16 protein-coding genes, 1 other RNA gene and 1 pseudogene are annotated in these 19,427 nt (G+C 38.4%); 17 read left to right on the forward strand and 1 reads right to left on the reverse strand.

Annotation, left to right across the window (positions count from 1 at the left end; all coding sequences use genetic code 11):
* Nucleotides 1-163: 163 nt before the first annotated feature.
* The 15 genes from ACWPVE_RS12780 (at nucleotide 164) to ssrA (ending at nucleotide 16,892) form a co-directional block, all read left to right on the forward strand.
* Nucleotides 164-1,183 (forward strand): sugar-binding transcriptional regulator, encoded by a 1,020-nt coding sequence (locus tag ACWPVE_RS12780; RefSeq protein WP_453993896.1) that lies wholly within the window; start codon nucleotides 164-166, stop codon nucleotides 1,181-1,183.
* 57 nt (nucleotides 1,184-1,240) lie between these two features.
* Complete coding sequence (gene gap / locus ACWPVE_RS12785; protein WP_453993898.1) at nucleotides 1,241-2,248, forward strand: type I glyceraldehyde-3-phosphate dehydrogenase; 1,008 nt, start codon at nucleotides 1,241-1,243, stop codon at nucleotides 2,246-2,248.
* Between the two features lie 196 nt (nucleotides 2,249-2,444).
* Complete coding sequence (locus ACWPVE_RS12790) at nucleotides 2,445-3,629, forward strand: phosphoglycerate kinase (RefSeq protein ID WP_453993900.1); 1,185 nt, start codon at nucleotides 2,445-2,447, stop codon at nucleotides 3,627-3,629.
* 159 nt (nucleotides 3,630-3,788) lie between these two features.
* Nucleotides 3,789-4,556: a triose-phosphate isomerase gene (gene tpiA, locus ACWPVE_RS12795; RefSeq protein WP_453993902.1), complete on the forward strand. Its 768-nt coding sequence runs from the start codon at nucleotides 3,789-3,791 to the stop codon at nucleotides 4,554-4,556.
* Nucleotides 4,549-6,084, forward strand: a complete 1,536-nt coding sequence (gene gpmI, locus ACWPVE_RS12800; protein WP_453993904.1) for a 2,3-bisphosphoglycerate-independent phosphoglycerate mutase — start codon at nucleotides 4,549-4,551, stop codon at nucleotides 6,082-6,084. Before tpiA ends, gpmI begins: the two co-directional genes overlap by 8 nt.
* 42 nt (nucleotides 6,085-6,126) lie before the next feature.
* Nucleotides 6,127-7,419: a phosphopyruvate hydratase gene (eno, locus tag ACWPVE_RS12805; protein WP_453993906.1), complete on the forward strand. Its 1,293-nt coding sequence runs from the start codon at nucleotides 6,127-6,129 to the stop codon at nucleotides 7,417-7,419.
* A 736-nt stretch (nucleotides 7,420-8,155) separates the two neighbouring features.
* Entirely contained in the window at nucleotides 8,156-8,389 is a 234-nt protein-coding gene (secG, locus tag ACWPVE_RS12810; RefSeq protein WP_453997512.1) for a preprotein translocase subunit SecG, read from the forward strand.
* A 225-nt stretch (nucleotides 8,390-8,614) separates the two neighbouring features.
* Nucleotides 8,615-9,628 carry a DNA cytosine methyltransferase gene (locus ACWPVE_RS12815; protein WP_453993908.1) on the forward strand — a complete coding sequence of 338 codons (1,014 nt, stop codon included), beginning with the start codon at nucleotides 8,615-8,617 and terminating at the stop codon, nucleotides 9,626-9,628.
* Nucleotides 9,598-10,518 (forward strand): BsaWI family type II restriction enzyme, encoded by a 921-nt coding sequence (locus ACWPVE_RS12820; protein ID WP_453993910.1) that lies wholly within the window; start codon nucleotides 9,598-9,600, stop codon nucleotides 10,516-10,518. The genes ACWPVE_RS12815 and ACWPVE_RS12820 overlap by 31 nt, the downstream gene beginning before the upstream one ends.
* A gap of 289 nt (nucleotides 10,519-10,807) precedes the next feature.
* Entirely contained in the window at nucleotides 10,808-11,548 is a 741-nt protein-coding gene (locus ACWPVE_RS12825; RefSeq protein ID WP_453993912.1) for an alpha/beta hydrolase, read from the forward strand.
* 62 nt (nucleotides 11,549-11,610) lie between these two features.
* Nucleotides 11,611-13,908 carry a ribonuclease R gene (rnr, locus tag ACWPVE_RS12830; protein WP_453997514.1) on the forward strand — a complete coding sequence of 766 codons (2,298 nt, stop codon included), beginning with the start codon at nucleotides 11,611-11,613 and terminating at the stop codon, nucleotides 13,906-13,908.
* Between the two features lie 106 nt (nucleotides 13,909-14,014).
* Nucleotides 14,015-14,986, forward strand: a complete 972-nt coding sequence (locus ACWPVE_RS12835) for an L-lactate dehydrogenase (protein WP_453993915.1) — start codon at nucleotides 14,015-14,017, stop codon at nucleotides 14,984-14,986.
* A gap of 23 nt (nucleotides 14,987-15,009) precedes the next feature.
* Complete coding sequence (locus ACWPVE_RS12840) at nucleotides 15,010-15,786, forward strand: formate/nitrite transporter family protein (protein WP_453993917.1); 777 nt, start codon at nucleotides 15,010-15,012, stop codon at nucleotides 15,784-15,786.
* A gap of 115 nt (nucleotides 15,787-15,901) precedes the next feature.
* Entirely contained in the window at nucleotides 15,902-16,369 is a 468-nt protein-coding gene (gene smpB / locus ACWPVE_RS12845; RefSeq protein WP_453993919.1) for an SsrA-binding protein SmpB, read from the forward strand.
* 184 nt (nucleotides 16,370-16,553) lie between these two features.
* Nucleotides 16,554-16,892: a transfer-messenger RNA gene (gene ssrA / locus ACWPVE_RS12850) on the forward strand.
* A 398-nt stretch (nucleotides 16,893-17,290) separates the two neighbouring features.
* Here ssrA and ACWPVE_RS12855 read toward each other — a convergent pair.
* Complete coding sequence (locus ACWPVE_RS12855; protein WP_453993921.1) at nucleotides 17,291-18,538, reverse strand: benzoate/H(+) symporter BenE family transporter; 1,248 nt, start codon at nucleotides 18,536-18,538, stop codon at nucleotides 17,291-17,293.
* 216 nt (nucleotides 18,539-18,754) lie between these two features.
* On the opposite strand from ACWPVE_RS12855, the gene ACWPVE_RS12860 reads away from it, so the two are divergent.
* Nucleotides 18,755-19,075: a hypothetical protein gene (locus ACWPVE_RS12860; protein ID WP_453993923.1), complete on the forward strand. Its 321-nt coding sequence runs from the start codon at nucleotides 18,755-18,757 to the stop codon at nucleotides 19,073-19,075.
* Between the two features lie 15 nt (nucleotides 19,076-19,090).
* Nucleotides 19,091-19,291, forward strand: a pseudogene (locus ACWPVE_RS12865) (hypothetical protein); the annotation flags it as partial.
* Nucleotides 19,292-19,427: the final 136 nt, after the last annotated feature.

Raw genomic sequence — 19,427 nt, forward strand, 5'->3', positions numbered from 1 at the left:
GTTTCACTTTATTTATTGCTTTCTGTTAAAAGTACTGTTAATATATTAGTGTAGCAAGGCGATATTGTTTTACATGAGTTGTTTTTTTTTACTGTAAGCGGGACATAATATGTCACAGCGGGACAAAAAAAGTCCCTTATGGTAAAAAAGGGGAAATGTAGTAATGAGTTCAATCATTGAGGTACAACAAAAATTATTACCTGATTTACTCGAGGTTATGCAAAAGCGCCATGAGATACTCAAATACATACGACTTATGCAACCAATTGGAAGAAGGAATCTTTCAACAAGTCTTGGTCATAGTGAACGAGTTCTCCGCGGTGAAGTGGAATTTTTAAAGAAGCAAAACCTGGTGGACTTTAGCACTGCAGGCATGAGTTTGACAAAAGAGGGCGCAGAGCTGTTAAAAGACCTTGAAGAAGTAATGAAGGAAGTTTTAGGTTTAAAGGTTTTAGAATCGAAACTTAAGGAGAAGTTAAAGATAAAAGAAGTGATTGTCGTTCCAGGCGACAGTGACACGACTCCTTGGGTGAAAAAAGAAATGGGAAGAGCTTGCGTTTCAAGAATAAAACAAAGGCTTTTTGGAGAAAATATCGTCGCAGTTACTGGTGGTACAACCCTTGTAGAAGTAGCAGAAATGATGACACCTGACTCAAAGGGTCGTAGCATTTTATTTGTCCCAGCAAGAGGTGGACTTGGAGAACGTGTAGAAAACCAAGCAAATACAATTTGCGCAAAGATGGCTGAAAAAGCCTCGGGTGATTATCGGCTTCTCCATGTACCAGATGTAGTAAGTAATGAAGCGTACCAATCTTTTGTGGCAGAACCATCCATTCGTGAAGTCTTGAATTTGATTAAGTCATCAAGTATGGTTGTCCATGGAATAGGAGACGCTATTACAATGGCTGAGCGGCGCAGAACAAGCGATGAGGATATGAGGAAAATCATTGAATCTCATGCCGTCGCAGAAGCTTTTGGGTATTATTTTGACGAAGATGGGAATGTTGTCCATCGCGTTCAAACAATTGGTATCCAGCTAGAGGATCTTCCTGCAATACACGATGTGATTGCAGTAGCTGGAGGTGCTTCGAAGGCGAAAGCCATCCAAGCATACTTAAAGCAGGCACCAAGAACACTGTTAATAACAGATGAAGGTGCAGCAAAAGAGTTAATAAAGGGATAAAATTATTCTCCCTTTCTATAATTTTTTAGGTTTTACATACAAAGGAGGAAATTTTAAATGGCAGTTAAAGTTGGTATTAATGGTTTTGGTCGTATTGGTCGTAACGTACTACGTGCGGCATTAAAAAATCCAAATGTTGAAGTGGTAGCAGTAAACGATTTAACAGATGCAAACATGTTAGCACATCTTTTAAAGTATGACTCTGTTCATGGAATTCTTGATGCAGAAGTATCTGTAAATGGTAATAACCTAGTTGTAAATGGTAAAGAAATTCTTGTTAAAGCTGAGCGTGACCCAGCTCAACTAGCTTGGGGAGACCTAGGTGTTGAAGTTGTTGTTGAATCAACTGGTCGTTTCACTAAGCGTGCTGACGCTGCGAAACACATCGAAGCTGGTGCAAAGAAAGTAATCATTTCTGCTCCTGCAACTGACGAAGATATCACAATCGTTATGGGTGTTAACCATGACAAATATGATGCAGCTAGCCATGACGTTATTTCAAATGCGTCTTGTACTACAAACTGTTTAGCTCCATTTGCTAAAGTTCTACATGAAAACTTTGGTATTAAGCGTGGTATGATGACAACTGTTCACTCATACACAAACGACCAACAAATCCTTGACTTACCACATAAGGACTACCGTCGTGCACGTGCAGCAGCTGAAAACATCATTCCAACAACAACTGGTGCTGCAAAAGCAGTTTCACTAGTATTACCTGAATTAAAAGGTAAATTAAATGGTGGAGCTATGCGTGTTCCAACTCCAAACGTGTCACTTGTTGACTTAGTTGCTGAATTAGATAAAGAAGTAACTGTAGAAGAAGTGAATGCAGCTCTTCGTAAAGCAGCTGAAAATGAATTAGACGGAATCATGGGTTACAGTGAAGAGCCACTAGTTTCTGGTGACTACAACGGAAATCCAAATTCTTCAACTATCGATGCTCTTTCTACTATGGTTATGGAAGGCAACATGGTTAAAGTTATCTCTTGGTATGACAACGAAAGTGGATACTCTCACCGTGTAGTTGACCTAGTAGATTACATCGCATCAAAAGGTCTTTAATCTACAGTCGAAATAGAATGTCATAATCATTAATTAGTAAACACACTGTTCTTGGAAACAAAATGAACAACCACTATAATAGAACTTGTGTAGGGAAGGGAATGTTCCCTTCCCTTTTTGATGTAAATGCGCCTAGTTTCAGCTACTCTTTTGCAAGTTTAGGCGTAAAAACAGTACATAGAACGGAGGCCTTCCAGTGAATAAGAAATCAGTTAGAGATATTGATGTTAAAGGCAAACGAGTTTTTTGTCGTGTTGATTTTAACGTTCCAATGCAAGACGGTAAGGTAACAGATGAGACTCGTATTCGTGCAGCATTACCTACAATTGAGCACCTTCGCAAAGAAGGAGCAAAGGTCATTCTAGCAAGTCATCTTGGTCGTCCTAAAGGTCAAGCAGTGGAAGAACTTCGCCTAGATCCAGTAGCTAAGCGTCTTGGAGAGCACTTAGGAATTGAAGTTCGCAAAACAAACGAAGCATATGGCCCAGAAGTTGAACAAGTCATCTCAGAAATGAATGAAGGCGATGTTCTTTTATTAGAAAACGTTCGTTTCTACCCTGGTGAAGAAAAAAATGATCCAGAACTAGCAAAACAATTTGCAGCATTAGCTGACGTATACGTGAACGATGCATTTGGAGCTGCTCACCGTGCTCATGCTTCTACAGCAGGAATTGCAGAACACTTACCAGCAGTTGCAGGTATCCTAATGGAAAAAGAAATTGAAGTACTTGGTAAAGCACTATCTAATCCTGAACGTCCATTCACTGCTATTGTCGGTGGAGCGAAGGTGAAGGACAAAATCGGTGTTATCGAGAATCTTTTAGAAAAAGTGGATAACTTAATCATTGGCGGCGGACTTGCTTATACTTTCGTAAAAGCACAAGGTCATGAAATCGGTAAATCACTTTTAGAAGAAGATAAGATTGATCTAGCTACTCAATTCATGAACAAAGCAAAAGAAAAAGGCGTTAACTTCTATATGCCTGTTGATGTAAAAGTTGCAGATGACTTCTCAAATGATGCAAATACGAAGATTGTTCCTATCGAAGAAATCCCAAGCGACTGGGAAGCTCTCGATATCGGACCGAAGACACAAGAACTTTATAGAGACGTAATCTTAAACTCTAAACTTGTAATCTGGAATGGCCCTATGGGTGTATTCGAATTAGAAGCTTTCGCTAATGGAACAAAAGCAGTAGGTCAAGCATTAGCTGACGCAACTGATACTTATTCTGTTATCGGTGGTGGAGACTCTGCGGCGGCAGTTGAAAAATTCGGTTTAGCTGATAAGATGAGTCATATTTCTACTGGTGGCGGAGCATCACTAGAATTCATGGAAGGTAAAGAGCTTCCAGGAGTTGTGTTACTTAACGATAAATAATAGTGTGACGGCCATTATTTAGGTAATAAATATTAGGTGAATGCCTAGTCCAAGGTGCAATCGGCTATAAAGGAGGGTAATCTCACCCTCAGGAGCTTTTTTAATAGTCTTTAACAACTATGTATCTTGTACGTTTCGATTTGAAAGGGATGGTGAAACATGAGAAAGCCAATCATTGCAGGAAACTGGAAAATGAATAAAGTTCTTCCTGAAGCAGTTCAATTCGTAGAAGAAATCAATGGTCTAATTCCATCACCAGATAAGGTTGATTCTGTTGTTTGTGCGCCAGCACTTTTCTTAGACCGCCTTGTTGCAAATGTAAAAGAAGGAAACTATGACCTTAAAATTGGTGCTCAAAATATGCATTTTGAAGAGAGTGGTGCATTTACAGGTGAAATCAGCCCTGTTGCATTGAAGGATATTGGTGTTGAATATGTAATCCTTGGTCACTCTGAGCGTCGTGAAATGTTTGCTGAAACAGATGAAACAGTAAACCAAAAAACACTTGCTGCATTCGCTCATGGATTAACTCCAATCGTATGCTGTGGTGAAACTCTAGAGCAACGTGAAGCAGGACAAACAAACGACCTTGTTGAGTCTCAAATTCAAAAAGCATTAGCAGGTTTAACAGCTGAACAAGCAAAAGAAGTTGTGATTGCTTATGAACCAATTTGGGCAATTGGTACAGGTAAATCTTCTTCAGCTGAAGATGCGAATGAGGTTTGTGCACACATCCGTAAAGTGATTGCAGAACAATTCTCTAGCGACGTAGCCGATGCGGTTCGCATTCAATACGGTGGAAGTGTAAAACCAGAAAACATTAAAGAATACATGGCTCAACCAGATATCGATGGTGCTCTAGTAGGTGGCGCAAGTCTCGATGCTTCCTCTTTCGTAAAGCTTTTGGAGGCAGGTAGTAATGAGTAAATCACCCGTAGCACTAATTATTTTAGATGGATTCGCATTTCGCGATGAAGTGAAAGGAAATGCAGTAGCGCAAGCTAGCAAACCAAATTTTGATCGCTATTGGAACCAATACCCACACGCTACTTTACAAGCTAGCGGTGAGGCAGTTGGTTTACCAGAAGGCCAAATGGGAAATTCAGAGGTAGGACACTTAAATATCGGTGCCGGCCGTGTCGTCTACCAAAGCTTAACTCGTGTAAATGTGGCCATTCGTGATCACGAATTTGAAAAAAACGAAACCTTCCTTGCAGCTATGAAACACGTAAAAGAAAATGGTACAGCATTACACCTATTTGGTTTATTATCGGATGGTGGTGTACACAGTCACATCGATCACCTTTTTGCTTTATTAAAACTTGCTGCATCAGAAGGTATCGAAAAAGTATATATTCATGGTTTCTTAGATGGACGAGATGTAGGTCCACAGACTGCAAAGGTCTATCTTGAACAACTAGATGAAAAAATCAAAGAGTATGGTGTAGGTGAAATCGCAACCTTGTCTGGTCGTTATTATTCTATGGACCGTGACAAGCGTTGGGAGCGTGTTGAAAAATCATATCGTTCGATGGTTTATGGAGAAGGTCCTACATATAAAAATGGATTCGAACTTGTTGAAGACTCCTATGCAAACGGAATTTACGACGAATTCGTATTACCATCTGTCATGGTTAAAGAAGATGGTTCACCTGTTGCGACCATTCAAGACAATGATGCCGTGATTTTTTATAATTTCAGACCAGACCGTGCGATCCAAATTTCAAACACATTCACAAATGACGATTTCCGCTCATTTGATCGTGGACCAAAGCACCCACAAAACTTATTCTTTGTGTGCTTAACTCACTTTAGTGAAAGTGTCGATGGCTATGTAGCCTTTAAGCCTACAAACCTTGACAACACATTAGGAGAAGTTCTTTCACAGAATGGATTAAAACAGCTCCGTATTGCGGAAACTGAAAAATATCCTCATGTGACATTCTTTATGAGTGGTGGTCGTGAGCAAGAATTCCCAGGTGAAACAAGAATCTTAATTGATTCACCAAAGGTTGCAACCTACGATCTTAAGCCTGAAATGAGTGCTTACGAGGTGAGGGATGCTCTATTAAAAGAAATTGCAGAGGACAAGCATGATGCAATTATTTTAAACTTTGCAAACCCAGACATGGTAGGTCACTCAGGTTTGCTTGAGCCAACAATTAAAGCGATTGAAACAGTAGACGAATGTCTTGGTGAAATCGTAGATGCCATTCTAGCAAAAGGTGGTTCAGCAATTATTACAGCTGACCATGGTAACTCTGATGAAGTAGTTACCCTAGAAGGAAAACCAATGACTGCACATACAACAAATCCAGTACCAGTTATTGTTACAAAAGAAGGATTAACATTAAGAGAAGATGGAATCCTTGGAGACCTAGCGCCAACTATGCTAGACTTACTAGGGGTTCAAAAATCCGCTGAAATGACTGGAAACACTTTAATAAAAAAATAAATTGAACGACTAAAAAAATTCATTTTCAAGGAGAGATTTTTAATGTCAATTATCGTAGATGTTTACGCTCGTGAAGTATTAGATTCTCGTGGAAATCCTACAGTTGAGGTTGAAGTATATACTGAGTCAGGTGCATTCGGCCGCGCGTTAGTACCAAGTGGTGCTTCAACTGGTGAATACGAAGCAGTTGAACTTCGTGATGGCGACAAGAGCCGTTACCTTGGAAAAGGTGTTCAAACAGCAGTAAACAATGTAAATGAAATCATTGCTGGAGAAATCATCGGTTTCGATGTAACTGATCAAGTTTCTATCGACGAAGCATTAATTGAGCTTGACGGTACTGAAAACAAAGGTAAATTAGGTGCAAACGCAATTCTTGGCGTATCTATGGCAGTAGCTCGTGCAGCAGCTGACCACCTAGAAATTCCTTTATACCAATACCTTGGTGGATTCAACTCAAAAACTCTTCCAGTACCAATGATGAACATCATCAATGGTGGAGAGCATGCTGACAACAACGTTGACATCCAAGAATTCATGATTATGCCTGTTGGTGCTGAAAACTTCAAAGAAGCACTTCGTATGGGTGCAGAAATTTTCCACGCACTAAAAGGAGTTCTACAAGCAAAAGGCTTAAACACAGCTGTAGGTGATGAAGGTGGATTCGCTCCAAACCTTGGTTCAAACGAAGAAGCTCTACAAACAATCGTAGAAGCTATCGAAAAAGCTGGTTACAAACCAGGAGAACAAGTACGTCTAGCAATGGATGCTGCATCTTCTGAGTTCTACAACAAAGAAGACGGTAAATACCATCTTAAAGGTGAAGGCAAAGTCCTTACTTCAGAAGAAATGGTTGAATTCTATGCAGACCTTGTTTCAAAATACCCAATCATCTCAATTGAAGATGGCTTAGATGAAAACGACTGGGAAGGTCACAAACTTCTAACTGAGCGTCTTGGTAAAAAAGTTCAATTAGTTGGTGACGACCTATTCGTAACAAATACGAAAAAACTTTCTGAAGGTATTGAAAGAGGCGTAGGTAACTCTATCCTTATCAAAGTTAACCAAATCGGTACATTAACAGAAACATTTGATGCAATCGAAATGGCAAAACGCGCTGGCTACACTGCAGTTATCTCTCACCGTTCTGGTGAAACTGAGGACAGCACAATCGCTGACATCGCAGTAGCAACAAACGCTGGCCAAATCAAGACTGGTGCTCCATCACGTACTGACCGTGTTGCAAAATACAACCAATTACTACGTATTGAAGACAATCTTGGTGAAACAGCTCAATACAACGGCTTAGCATCTTTCTATAACTTAAGAGGCTAATTTCATTAAAAGAAAACGACAAGCATGATGCTTGTCGTTTTTTGATGCTAAAATTGAGTATAGAAGTTTTTCGTTCGGCGCAAAAATGAGGACGAAGGCACAAAAGTGAGGATGAAGGCTCAAATAAGAGATTGTAGACGCAAAAGTGAGGGTGAATGCGCAAATAAGAGATTATAGGCGCAAAAGTGAGGATGAAGGCGCAAATAAGAGATTGTAGACGCAAAAGTGAGGATGAATGCGCAAATATGAGGACGAAGGCTCAAATAAGAGATTGTAGGCGCAAAAGTGAGGATGAAGGCTCAAATAAGAGATTGTAGGCGCAAAAGTGAGGGTGAATGCGCACATAAGAGATTATAGGCGCAAAAGTGAGAATGAATGCGCAAATAAGAGATTGTAGGCGCAAAAGTGAGAATGAATGCGCAAATATGAGGACGAAGACGCAAAAGAGTGGTCGAAGGCGCAAATCTGTGGTTGAAGGTGCAAACGCGAATGGAGGATGAAGTCCCTAATGACGATCCAGCACCCCTAAAAGTCCTTCATAAGCAAGATGAAGGTCCCGAACGAAGAAACCAGCACTCTATAAGGTCCTTCATTACCCAATCAAGCTTCAAGATATAATCTATATTTCAATAATTTGACTAATGTCTGAAAATGCAGTATTGTCCACATGAATTTTTTATGGTACATTTAACATAACGTCATATGCGTTCTTGTTCAGGAGGTGTCGTTTTATATGTTGCATGGAGTTCTAGTTACATTGTTAGTAATCGTATGTATCGCGTTGATCGTGGTTGTCTTGTTACAATCTGGTAAAAGTGCAGGTTTATCTGGAGCTATTTCGGGTGGAGCTGAGCAATTATTCGGAAAGCAAAAGGCACGTGGGCTTGACGCAGTTTTACACCGCCTTACAGTGGTATTAGCAGTTTTATTCTTTGTTCTTACAATTGCAGTTTCATACTTTGAATTATAAAATGATTTGAAAATCAGGGGTAGACAGGTGGATGTCTAGCCCTTTTTATTTTTTAAGAGAAATTTTACACGCACCTTGAAAAAAAGGAAAAATAAAATAATTGAGGAATGCTGCAAACTACCTTAAAATGTAATATATGACCTTCGATAGAGAACGTTCGTTCTTGTGATTTGAATGTATGTTAATATAGAGGTAATGGGTATAGAAGGAAAGGAGTTTACTTCTATGATTACTTATAAAACAATTGATTTATTTGCTGGTATAGGTGGGATTCGATTAGGTTTTGAGCTAACGAATCGAACTGAAAATGTCCTAAGTGTAGAGATGGACAAGTATGCGTGCCAAACCTATGAAGCTAACTTTGGAGATAACCCATACGGTGATGTAACGAAAATCAAAGAGGAAGAATTAGAAGACTTTGATATTTTATTGGCTGGGTTTCCATGTCAGGCATTTTCAATAGCTGGGAGAAGATTAGGATTTGAGGATACACGAGGGACATTGTTTTTTGATGTAGCCCGTATTATTAAATATAAAAGACCAAAAGCATTTTTACTGGAAAATGTGAAGGGACTTGTAAACCATAAAGGTGGAAAAACATTAGAAACAATTTTACATGTTCTAGAAAATGAACTAAACTACAAAGTTTTCGTTAAAGTGTTAAATGCAAAAGACTATGGACTTCCACAAAATCGAGAACGAATCTATATTGTGGGATTTGATCATCAAGAAATCGATTTTCAATTTCCGACGTACAATGGTCCTAGTAATGTTCTGAGAGATATCCTTGAAGAACATGAGGTATCCAGTAAATATTATTTATCTGATACGTACTTAGAGACGTTAAAAGCACATCGAAAGCGTCATGAAAGCAAAGGCAATGGATTCGGGTATCAAATTCTTGATTATGACGGGATCTCCAATGCAATTGTTGTTGGTGGCATGGGAAGAGAAAGAAATTTAATTATTGATGAGCGGTTAACTGATTTTACACCTAAAACAAAAATCAAGGGTGAAATCAATAAAGAGTTTGTCAGAAGCCTAACACCTAGAGAGTGGGCAAGATTACAAGGTTTTCCTGACACATTTGTGATTCCAGTTTCAGATACTCAGGCTTACAAGCAATTTGGTAATTCCGTTGCAGTCAATGTGATTAACCATCTTGCTAAAGAAATGATAACTGTGTTGGACAAAATGGAGGAAAAGGAATGTCGATTAAAACCTGTGTTAGCCATATAATTGATTTTAAAAATAGATTGCTAACAAACTATAGCCCAACGAATCGATATACTGAACGTACTCAATATTACCTTGATTTATTAACCTCATCTCAGACATTGAGTGTAGCGCCAGATTTATCAAGTTGTGAACGTCCCTACAAGAGTTATTTAAATAGTTATTTTCATGCAAGTCTGATTTCTGTTTTTATGGAAAAAGAGGGCCATTCCTTAGCGAATTGGTTAACGTATGCAAGAGAGATTACCCCTGTGTTAAAAGCAGACAAGTACTATGGACAATACCTTTCTAAATTTACCGAGAGTGATATATTAGAATTGTTTATTTTGCATACTGTTAACAATACGTTTCGCTTGGACAATATTAAAGCATTAACTACTAATAATGACAGCAATCCAACTAAATTTTATGATGATTATTTAGATGAGATCTTACCAGAGGAAACAACCAAGAAAATACTCGAAAAAGTGCAAGTGACCATGAAAATTCGTGGACAATCAGAAAAGAAAGTATGGGGCGATAATGACATACTAGTTGTTGCATATCCTGAGTCTGTGGAAGATGCTGAAGCCATTTGTATCATAAGTTGTAAGACAAGTCTTCGAGAACGAGTCTATCAGTCCATCTTTTGGGCAACTCATTCAAGAATTGAGGGGATTGCAAAGCACACATTTGCCACCTTGGACAAGGGTGATAGTAGCGGGAATTCAGAGATTGGGCACCGTGGGCAAAACAATCATGCTCGAAAAACAAGAGATGTGCTGGAATCAACAATGGACCGTGTTTATATCTTCAGAGATGCTGATGAGGTAGATCGTTCTTATGTCATCAAAGATTTTGATTATTTACGGACGGATTTACAAAGATGGAGAGAAGATTATTTTGGATTATAGTCGACAAGGTGTTTTTAAAATAAGAACACCTTTTTTCTTTTTCATTGCGCTTAAAACAAGGTTTCAGGTACGATAGTAGAATACGGTTAATAGGAGCAAAATACATAATAGAAATACTCAAATGAATGGCTCAACATTCAACAAAACTTGACGTAAGAGGTAGGCTTGAGGACAAGAGAAGGGCTCTATAATGTTCCACGCAACCTGATAAGAGGATTTTTCATCTTAGTCTAAATTAGTAGATGCTCGCTTACATTTAATGAACATCAACATAAAGGAGTAATACAGAATGAAAATCAAATTACCTCAACCTTTCTTTTTTGAAGGTGGAGAAAAGGCAGTGCTATTATTACATGGATTTACTGGAAACTCAGCAGACGTACGGATGCTTGGTCGATATCTTGAGAAAAAAGGATATACGTGTTATGCGCCAATTTATAAAGGACACGGTGTTCCACCAGAAGAATTAGTCCATACAGGTCCAGAGGATTGGTGGCAGGACGTCATGAATGCCTATCAATTTTTAAAAGACAAAGGCTATGAAAAAATTGCAGTAGCTGGATTGTCACTTGGTGGGGTATTTTCAATTAAATTGGGTTACACTGTACCTATAAATGGGATTGTGACGATGTGTGCACCAATGTATTTAAAGAGTGAAGAAATTATGTATGAGGGTGTCGTTGAATACGCACGAGAATACAAGCGGTTTGAAGGGAAATCACCTGAGCAAATCGACCAGGAGATTGAAGAATTTAAGAAGACCCCAATGAATACGTTAAAAGCGTTGCAGAACTTGATTGCCGAGGTTCGTGATAATGTTGATATGACGTATTCCCCAACATTTGTTGTACAAGCTCGTCATGATAAGATGATAAATCCCGATAGTGCGAATATTATATATGAAGCAGTTGAAAATGATTTTAAGAAAATTAAATGGTATGAAGAATCAGGACATGTCATTACCCTAGACAAAGAACGTGACCAGTTGCATGAGGATGTGTATGCATTTTTAGAGCAGTTAGATTGGTAACACGGGAGGAATTAATATTGGAACAGGAAATCCAAAATCATATCAATAAATTATTAGAATTTATGAAGGAAGAGGCCTATAAGCCTTTAACCGTTCAGGAACTTGAGGAAGCATTTGGAATCTCTGGTTCGGAGGATTTTAAGGAATTTGTAAAAGCCCTCGTCATTATGGAAGAAAAGGGATTGGTCGTACGAACTCGTAGTAATCGCTATGGTCTCCCAGAAAAAATGAACCTCGTCCGCGGAAAAGTTACTGGACATTCAAAGGGTTTTGCATTTGTTATGCCTGATGACAAGGAAATGGATGACGTCTTTATTCCACCCAATGAATTGAATAACGCAATGCATGGAGACACAGTGCTAGTTCGGATTAGCACGGAATCAACAGGCCAGCGTAAGGAAGGTACCGTTGTTCGAATTATTGAACGGGGCGTACAAACGATTGTGGGAACCTATACGGAAAGCAAAAACTTTGGATTCGTTATTCCAGATGATAAAAAGATTGCAAATGATATCTTTATTCCCAAACAAGCGTCAAATGGTGCAATTGAGGGACATAAGGTTGTCGTAAAACTCATTACTTATCCTGAAGGTAGAATGAGTGCAGAAGGAGAAGTAATTGAAATCTTAGGTCATAAAAATGACCCTGGAATTGACATTCTCTCGATCATTCATAAGCACGGTCTTCCACAGGAGTTTCCAAAAGATGTTTTGGAACAGGCGAATCAAACACCAGATACGATTGATCCAAAGGACCTGGAAAACCGCCGTGATTTACGAAATGAAGTCATTGTAACGATAGATGGTGCAGATGCAAAAGACTTAGATGATGCAGTCACCGTTACGAAGCTTGAAAATGGAAATTATAAGCTTGGTGTACATATCGCGGACGTTACCCATTATGTAACAGAAGGTTCCCCGATTGATAAGGAAGCAAGTGAACGTGGAACAAGTATTTATTTAGTAGACCGAGTAATTCCAATGATTCCACATCGCCTTTCAAATGGGATTTGCTCGTTAAATCCGAAGGTTGACCGATTGACTCTGTCATGTGAAATGGAAGTTGACCAGAATGGTACAGTGGTAAAACATGATATTTTCCAAAGTGTAATCAAAACAACGGAACGAATGACTTATGCGGATGTAAATAGCATTCTTGTCGACAAAGATGAGGAACTTCGCAAGCGCTATGAGCCTCTTGTCCCAATGTTTGAGGACATGGAAAGTTTGGCTGCAATACTACGTGAAAAACGTATGAAACGTGGTGCGATTGACTTTGACTTTAAAGAAGCAAAGGTTCTAGTGGATGAAGAAGGGGCACCCTATGATGTCGTGTTACGGGAGCGCTCTGTTGGTGAACGTCTAATCGAAGAGTTTATGCTGTTAGCCAACGAAACAGTTGCTGAGCATTTCCATTGGATGAATGTGCCATTTATTTATCGGATTCACGAAGATCCCAATGAAGAAAAGCTGAGACGTTTCTTAGAATTTATCACAAACTTTGGCTATATTGTCAGAGGTTCTGGTAATTCCATACATCCACGTGCATTACAGGAAGTCATTGAGGCTGTTCAAGGTAAGCCGGAGGAAATGGTTGTGTCAACAGTTATGCTACGTTCAATGAAACAGGCAAAATACGACCCAGAAAGCATTGGACACTTTGGACTATCTACTGATTTTTACACGCATTTTACATCACCAATTCGTCGATATCCTGATTTAATCGTTCATCGATTAATTCGAACGTATTTAATCCTAGGGAAGCTCGATAATGAGACCCAGGATAAATGGAAGGAAAAACTACCTGAAATTGCTGAGCACTCCTCAAATATGGAACGTCGAGCAGTGGAGGCTGAGCGGGAAACAGACAGCATGAAAAAAGCGGAGTATATGATGGATAAAATCGGCGAGGAATACGATGGCATCATTAGCTCTGTCACAAACTTTGGAATGTTTGTGGAGCTCCCGAATACAATTGAGGGTCTCGTTCATGTTAGCTATCTCACTGATGACTACTATCATTATGATGAAAGAAGTTACGCAATGATTGGTGAGCGTACGGGAAATGTATTCCGTATCGGTGACGAAATTACGATTCGAGTTGTCAACGTGAATAAAGACGAGCGCTCAGTTGACTTTGAAGTAGTAGGTATGAAAGGAAGCCGTCGAAAGTTTTCAAAAGAACAACCGAAAATCATCAAGTCTGAAAAAAGAAGAAGTCGTGGAAAATCAAACGATGATAACAAAATGCAAGGCCGAGACAACGATGGCGAATGGTCTACACGTAAGCCACGTAAGAAAAAGAAGAAGTTTGATAATGTACCACCACAAAAAAGCAATAAGCGCAAAAAGCGAAGATAATTAAAAGCACTCCACGAATGTGGAGTGCTTTTTTAGTTTCTCGAATAGATTACAAGTTAGTACAAATACTAAAGCTTATGATTATAGTTGGAGGGTGAAATAAAAGATGAATATTGGGGATCGTGTAAGTAGAGTAGCTTTGATAGGGACTGGTTTTGTTGGTTCGAGCTATGCATTTGCATTAATGAATCAGGGGATTGTCAATGAATTAATCATGATAGACGTCAATGAGGAAAAGGCCAAAGGGGACGTACTTGATCTTAATCATGGAAAAGCGTTTACAGGTAATCCAACATTAATACGATTCGGGAATTACGCTGACTGCAGGAAAGTTGACCTCGTTGTGATATGTGCTGGAGCTAATCAAAAGCCTGGAGAGACAAGATTAGATCTTGTTGAAAAGAACTTAAAAATATTTAAAGAGATTGTAGAAAATGTGATGGATAGTGGATTCGATGGAATCTTTTTAGTAGCTACGAATCCAGTCGATATTTTAACATATGCCACATGGAAATATAGTGGATTACCGAAAGAACGTGTGATAGGTTCTGGAACGATTTTAGACACAGCGAGGTTTCGATATTTGTTAGGGGATTATTTTAATATTGCCCCTAAAAATATACATGCTTATATTATTGGGGAACACGGTGATAGTGAATTGCCAGTTTATAGCTCTGCGTACATAGGCGCTCTTCCTATTAAGAAAGTAATCGAGAGAAATAAACAGTATAAGAAAGAAGATTTAGATGAAATTTTTATTCGAGTACGTGATGCTGCATACGAAATTATCAAAAGCAAAGGAGCGACCTATTACGGAATTGCGATGGGACTCGCTCGAATTACTAAAGCTATATTCTCAAATGAAAATGCCGTATTAACGGTTTCGGCTCATATGGACGGACAGTATGGGCAAGAAAATGTTTATATTGGGGTACCCTGCGTCATAAACCGAAATGGAATCCGTGAAATCATGGAACTAGAATTAGACAATGAGGAACAACAAATGTTTGCAAATAGTGCAAACGTGTTGAAAAAGACACTTGCACCCTACTTTGATGAGGTAAAACCAACGAGTTAATTTCCGTTAGCGGGTGAAAATGAATGGAAGCAAAACTATTATCAAGTATTGAAAAATTGGCTTTGTCTCGTCGAGATACATTTAATAATAGTAGGTTTATTTATTTTTTACGAGCTGTATTAGCGAGTATGTTTATTGGGTTTGGGGTGATCGTTGCCTTTCGCACGGGTAATTTCTTTTTTGAGCAACAATCACCAGCTGCTTATCCAATAGCTGCAATCACGTTTGGAGCAGCGATTATTCTAATAGCTTATGGTGGGGGAGATTTATTTACTGGAGATACTTTTTATTACACTTACGGGGCACTACGTAAAATTATGAAATGGAAAGTAGTTGGCCAAATGTGGCTATATAGCTATATTGGGAATATCGTAGGTGCCATCTTTTTTGCGATTTTGATATTTATGACAGGGTTGTTTGAAGGTGAATATGCGAATGAATTCCTTCTTACAGTTGCTAAAAACAAAACACAACTCCCTATTTCTCAACTGTTTGTTCGGGCTATACTTTGTAATTGGCTAGTATGTCTCGCCTTTTTCCTTCCAATGGGTATGCAGGGAGACGGACCGAAAATCTTTATCATGATGTTATTAGTCTTTTGTTTTTTTATCTCTGGATATGAACATAGCATTGCTAATATGTGTACATTTGCTGTTTCGTTTGTGATGAATCATTCGAATTCGGTTACCATTAAAGAAGTTGTTTATAACCTAATCCCAGTCACCGTTGGGAATCTAATTGGTGGAGGTGGATTTATGGCGTGGATGTATTTTTATGCTAATAAAGCTTCTATTGAATGAAAATTGATTTAGGAGCATTTCCTGAATCATTTATATACTTGAACCTATGCCAAACCTTGTGATGTTGTCCAATATTTGCTAAAATAAAAGGTACCGTCTTAAGGGGGAAATCAATATGCCAAAAGGTGTAGGCAAGGTAATCGCACAAAACAAAAAGGCAAATCATGATTATTTTATAGAAGAAACCTATGAAGCGGGAATTGTTCTTCAAGGGACTGAAATAAAATCTCTTCGGAATGGTCGTGCAAACCTAAAGGATTCTTACGCACGTGTTCATAACGGTGAGGTATTCCTGTACAATATGCATATTAGCCCTTATGAACAAGGCAACCGATATAATCATGATCCACTTCGTGCACGTAAACTACTTCTTCATCGAAAAGAAATTAACAAATTAATTGGGCTAACAAAAGAAGAAGGATATGCACTTGTGCCGATTAAAATTTATTTAAAAAATGGATTTGCAAAGCTGCTATTAGGTCTTGGTAAAGGGAAAAAGAAATACGATAAGCGTGAAGACCTCAAGAAAAAGGAAGCAAAACGTGATATTGAGCGTGCATTCCGTGAAAGACAGAAGATGTGATTTTACAATAACTTACAATTGAAATTGTAAGTAGATGTGCTATAATAAGACATGTAGTTGACAATTGAATAGTCAACATAAGCAAAAACACTTCATCCGAAACACCCAGATAACTGGTGATTAAGTTCATCATTATCTTTTGAATGGATGGCGAATTAGCTTATCATTCAACATATGGGGACGCTACGGATTCGACAGGGGTAGTTTGAGCTTAAGTTGCGAGTCGAGGGGATCGGCCTCGTAAAAACGTCAAAGCCTATAACTGGCAAAGAAAACAACAACTTCGCTTTAGCTGCTTAATAACAGTCTATAGCGGTTCCTCCCTCCATCGCCCATGTGGTAGGGTCAGGGACTCACTTTAAGTGGGCTACGCCGGAGTTCGCCGTCTGAGGACAAAGGAAGAGAACAACCAGACTAGCTGCTTGGAAGCCTGTCGATAGGCTGAAAAGTTAGCGAATCGCTAATATATCGACTACACTCGTAGATGCTTAAGTGCCAATATCTTTGGACGTGGGTTCGATTAGTAATTAGTCGCCTTATGTGGTAACACATAAGTGAAAATCCAGCTTTATCGGTGAAACCTAAGTCGCACTTGCGATAAGGCAATGCCGAGCGGTATGTAGAGTAATCTAACAGCCGTGTATCGACTTATAGGCTGCCATAAATCATGGTAGTACTAGGATGCGTAATCCTACCTGGCAAAGGTACAAAATATATTACGCATAATACGCTGGAGGACCTGTGATTATCAGGTTCAAGATATAGTCAGTGCCATGACGAAAGCATGGAAGAGCACGTCCCACCGTCTCCACCAAATACATACTTGGTGGTTAATACGAAATTTTCAAGGACTTACCGATTACGGTGAGTCCTTTTTACATTTAATTAAAAAATCTACTTAAACAAAAAGAACTGTTACATTCAACTAACAGTTCTTTTTTTATGTTCTTCTACTCCTTGTTTTTTTGTCTGTTCGTATTCAATGGTTCGAGCAATAAAGGCACCAATCAATAAAGACCATACTGGGGCACTGAGACTTAATAATGTAATATCGGATAAGGCAATAATAAAGGCAAATGTAGCACTAATTTTCATTGTTGGATTTGAGAAACTTTGATACAAGCTATTTCCAAATACCCCTAAAAGAGAAAATCCAACAATAATTGAAATAAACTCTTTTGGTAATGTCTGTATAAATGGAATTAATCCCCATGCAAATAATCCAAATAATAAAAGGAGAACACCAGTGACAACTGCCCCCATATACCTTTTTTCCTTTGGTCCTGCACTTTCATCCGAACAAATGACGGTGGCCATTCCCGCGATATTTGCTGATTGACCTCCAAAGAAACTCGTTACGATGGAAAAGAACCCACCTAGCGAAATAATCCGATTTACAGGAGTGCGATACTGATTTTGTTCTAATGCACCAATCGCAACAGCCACATCATTACTCAAAATGAGCAGAGATAGTGGAATAGAAATAGAAAGAAAACTCATTAAATTAAAATCTGGTAACTGAATCTGTGGTATAAACAAACCTGATGACCAATTACCGCTAATCAATGGTTCGGTAAGGAGTAAGACAATAAATCCAATTCCTATTGCAGCAATGACAGGTGGAATTCTTAATTTCCATTTACTAAAAACAAGAAAGGCGATCAACGAAATGACTCCAACAAGCACTAGATGATTAATAGAAATTATAAAACTCACCATATACTTTGTGATCATACCAGCCAGCATAGCTGAAATAATTTCTCTTGGTACTAGACTCATTAATTTTGAGAAAAAACCTAAATAGCCGATGAGTAACATTAATATTCCTGAAACGATATATGCACCAATCAATTCATGAAAGGTAAATTGGGTCGTCATAGTTGCAAGAAATGCCACACCTGTTAGTGTATGACCACCTACAATAGGTATACGATAATATAATGGAAGAATGATTCCGAATAACCCACCAAACGCATAAACTGCGAATATCCATAAAACTGTCTCGAACACTGTGAAGTTGCCTTTTGATGCTGCTTCTAAGATTAAAGCTGATGGTCCAGTTATAATAAATATTGCTGCAATCGTACCAGCTGCGATATTTTTATGATTTAGATCTTTGAAAGGAAAACTAAACCTCCTTCTTGCATGATTTCCTTCAATTTTATACATAATCGTCTGCCCCTTTTTATTTTTAAAGTTGTCTAGTCTACTAATGGGTATATATGGAACTATATATAATTGAATTTTATACTAATTTCAGAATATTTAAAATACAATTGATGGTAATATATCAAGGAATTCACCAAGGTGACATGATTAGGTTTTTTTTTCCACAAAAATACACACAATAGTCTAGATAGCAATCTATTAAGGGGGAGATTCCTAATGAAAAAAACCTTATATATTTTAATTTTATCTCTGATTACAGTCGTTTTAGCTGCATGCGATCAAAATGATCAATCAGACAAACCTAATGAGAATGAGCTAGTAAATGAAACAGAGGACCAAGTCGAAGAAAATAATAAAGAAGGCGATACAAACCAACATGAAGAAAGTGATGTAGAAGATGAAAATGAACAGAGTCCAGAGCATGATGGAACACCATTAAATGAGGGACAAATATATGAAAACAAAATGTTCAAAGAAGTAAAAGTGTCTGAAACAGAAAATGAATTCATCATTACTGGAAAAGTTCAAGTGTTTTAAGGGGTTTTTGACTATGCGTTATTTGATGGGGAAGAAAAAATTCTGGAAGACCACTATCAAACAGTTGGTGCACCAGCTTGGGGTGATTTTGAAATTCCAATTGATAAAGAGACAATAGCAAATGCAAAGAATGAAGCCCGACTCGAACTATTTGCTTATTCCGCGAAAGATGGTTCGAAAGAGAACGTTTTAAATATTCAACTTACAACTAGGTAAATAAGTAAATGGGACAGATTGGAGTCAGCAAACGATCGCTGACTCTTTATTTATTTTGAAAAATAAAATAACACACGCGGTAATAAAAAACCACATAGATGTAAGCGTTAGTGTACGATACGATGAAAGAGATTGT

The organism is Bacillus nitroreducens, assembly GCF_964021195.1.